Source organism: Polaribacter sp. (assembly GCF_965656025.1).
Taxonomy (GTDB): Bacteria; Bacteroidota; Bacteroidia; order Flavobacteriales; family Flavobacteriaceae; genus Polaribacter.
On record NZ_CBFHJT010000107.1, the window covers coordinates 1,347 to 4,579 of the forward strand.

The following is a 3,233-nucleotide window of genomic DNA, read 5'->3' on the forward strand; positions in this document are numbered from 1 at the left end:
GTTCTTTTGATGTGCAATTCATCAGAAGAAAAAAAGTGATAAGAAGAAATAAATACCTGTTTTTCATTTTTCGAAAAGTTCCTAATACAATTTCGCAAAAAAGCGAAATCACTCGAACTAAATGTTTGTTATTATTCTTTAATTTAGTCTACTTTACCCAAAGAAAAAACCGATTTTCCATTGGCACTCATTAATTTCTGAGCCTCAAAATTGGGCATTAAAACTGTATTAAGTTCGTTTAAATTCCATGTATTTGGATTTTTAAACCACTCTGCAATGTTTACCTTAATTTCTATGGTTGCGTTTTCTTTAAATTCGATACGACCTAAATCTACCTCAAAAGAAGTGTCTTCAAATATTAAATTATCTGGGTCTGTTTTATCTACTGCTCTAATTGCGTGATAATTAAAACCAGTTTCTTGGTTATTTATGTCTAAATATTTACCATCGAATTGCATGTAATGATAACCACCACCCAACTCTGGTGGCACGTTAAAATTGACAGAATTTAAAAATTGATAAACACCGTCGATATTATCTTCATCTTTAAACCCAAATGTAAACGTTAGTTTTTTGTTGCTATCGGCAATATCTGAAATGGTAATTTCTTGCCCAGAATTTTCACCAACATTCACTAAAAAGTAATTTTTATTACCATTTAAACTAATGTTAGAAACAAGGTATCTTAATCTTTCTATACTTAATTTTTCGCCATTAGCATTGGTAAATTTAAATTGATTAAAATCTTGTTCTGTAATAGGAGTTCCATCCCAATTATGGGTAAATATTATATTTACGGATGGAGGCATGACACAACAATCGGTTTGTTGTTTACAACCATAAAAAGTTAGTGTTATGAATACTATAATTGTCAGTAGTTTTTTCATTCTAATATAATTTTTAATGCGTCTGTAAAACCTTTGTTTTCAGATATATCTTGGTCTGAGCTACTACTTTCTCCAACAGCAATAATGGTATTGTTATTTAATTGGGTAATGCCATATAAAAAGTCGATTTCTGAACCCCCAAAAGTTTGTTGTGATTGTAGATTTCCATTGGCATCAATTTTTAAAATTAATGCGTCATTTTGCCCTTTATTTTCAAAATTATTGTCTAAACTTCTAGAACTACCCGCAATTAAAAAACCATTGTCTTCTGTTTTAGAAATGGCTCTAGCAGCATCAAAACTAGTACCGCCATAAGTTTTTTGCCAAATTAAATTGCCTTCTGTAGAAATTTTTACAGCCCAAACATCTGCAGCACCATTATTGGTAGTTACATCTTTGTCGGAACTTCTAGTATCTCCAGCAATTATAAAATCTCCATCATTTGTAGTGGTTATTGCTCTGGCTTCGTCTATTTCTGAACCGCCAAAACTTTTTTCCCAAACCAATATTCCTGAATTAGAAACTTTAGTTACCCAATAATCATACGAGCCTTTGTTATTGGTAATGTTAAAATCGTTACTGTCTGATGAGCCTGCAATTAGATAATGATTGTCTGCAGTTTCTACAACACCTAAAGGCGTATCTGTAAAAGACCCCCCAAAATATTTGCTCCACTTCAATGTACCTGCATTATCTGTTTTAATTACCCAATAATCTCCACCAGCATGTTTTACACTATTGGATTTTGCATTTCCTTGTCCACCAGAAGCTGTTACATCTAAAACACCAGTTAGTATAAAACCACCAGCACTTGTTTCTAGCAATTTTGTGCCATAATCTGCACCAGAAAAACCGTATGTTTTTTCCCAAAGAAGATTGCCTGTTGCAGAAATTTTAATGAGCCAAAAATCTTGTGCTCCTGCATTTGCAGATACATCAACATCTGAACTTGTTGTATAGCCTAAAACTGCAAAATTACCATCAGAAGTTTGAATGATGTCAGCAGCTCTATCATCATTGGAACCTCCAAATGTTTTTTGCCACTCTAAACTGTTTTGTGCATTGTATTTTTGTACCCAAAAATCGAAAGAAGTGTTTGTTTTTATGCCAACATCTGCATTATTGCTTTGAGTGTACCCTGCAATTATGTAACCACCATCTGCTGTTTTTTTAATGGCATTAAAAACATCATTTTTAGCCCCACCAAATGTTTTAATTGTTGCTTTTTGTGATGTGTTAATTGGGCTTTTTTCTATACCAAAATCGTTAGAACAACTTAAAAAAAGAATACTACAAAGGGCTAGAAAAGATTTCAAAATTAGTTAAGATTTACTTTTTCGAATGATAAATAAACCACGATTGATATCGCTAATAATAATGTTTCCACTTGGTAAATAAGGATATACGTTCCAAGCACCATCAAAACCTGTGTTGTTATTTTCTGGATAAGTATCAAAAAAACCAACTTCTTCTATATCTTTATTTTCTATGTTGGTAATGTCAATTATTCTTACACCAGCTGTATAATTTGCTTGAAAAAACAGGTTTCCTTTTACATAACCATTATGGTCTATGGCTGCAAATTTGCCTAAATAATCAAAATGATACAAAGGGTTGTCTAAATCTGTAAAATCGAAAATAATGGTTCTGGTATTGCTACCTCTGTTTCTTTCATCTAACTCATCACCTAAAAGAAAATATTTAAAATCTTCTGTAAACCAACCTTGGTGTGTGTACCCAATATTTGGGTAAGTTATGGAAGATAATTTTATGGGATTTGCTTTGTCTGTAACATCTACAATTACCACTTCGTTTTCGTTACTACCAATTAAAATTTCTTTGCCTTTATGATCTAAATCGGGCCCATTATAGGTTACTACTTGGGCATCATGTGAGTAGTTGATAAAACCACCTTCGTCTACTGGTGCAAAAGAATCTTGTATATTTATAAATAAAGGACCACCTTTAAACTCTCCTCCTCTTGATGTTCCAACAGGATATGCATAACCTTCACTTTCGTTTATTACAATGTTGTGGGCGCTTCCAAAACCTGTATATGCGGCATCTGCAGTAAATTCTACAGGGGGATTTGTAACTTCTTTCAATCTATTTAAGTTGAATATTTGCATCCCATGATTTGCGGCTTCGCTTACAATATAGGCAACATTGTTATACACTTTTACATCTCGCCAAGAACTACTTTCTGTTCTTGTTTTTAAAAAACCAATTATTGTTGTTTTTGCAGGATCAGTAATATCTACAAAAGAAACCCCTAAGTTAGTACACATTAAAGCATATTCTTTGTTTGTAGATGGGTCTACCCAACCCCAAGAATCATTACCTTGT

General features: G+C 32.7%; 3 protein-coding genes. All 3 read right to left on the bottom strand.

Features of this window, described 5'->3' with window-relative positions; genetic code table 11:
• Nucleotides 1-143: 143 nt before the first annotated feature.
• Complete coding sequence (locus tag ACTG3S_RS13895) at nt 144-887, bottom strand: MbnP family protein (RefSeq protein ID WP_439129933.1); 744 nt, start codon at nt 885-887, stop codon at nt 144-146.
• Nucleotides 884-2,203, bottom strand: coding sequence for a hypothetical protein (locus ACTG3S_RS13900; protein ID WP_439129934.1), 1,320 nt, complete (start codon nt 2,201-2,203; stop codon nt 884-886). The genes ACTG3S_RS13895 and ACTG3S_RS13900 overlap by 4 nt, the downstream gene beginning before the upstream one ends.
• Nucleotides 2,204-2,209: 6 nt before the next feature.
• The coding region (locus tag ACTG3S_RS13905; RefSeq protein ID WP_439129935.1) for a choice-of-anchor B family protein at nt 2,210-3,233 on the bottom strand (1,024 nt) is incomplete at its 5' end.

Coding starts and splice junctions, on each gene's coding strand:
- ACTG3S_RS13895 (WP_439129933.1), bottom strand. CDS start 887: ATGAAAAAACTACTGACAATTATAGTATTCATAACACTAACTTTTTAT.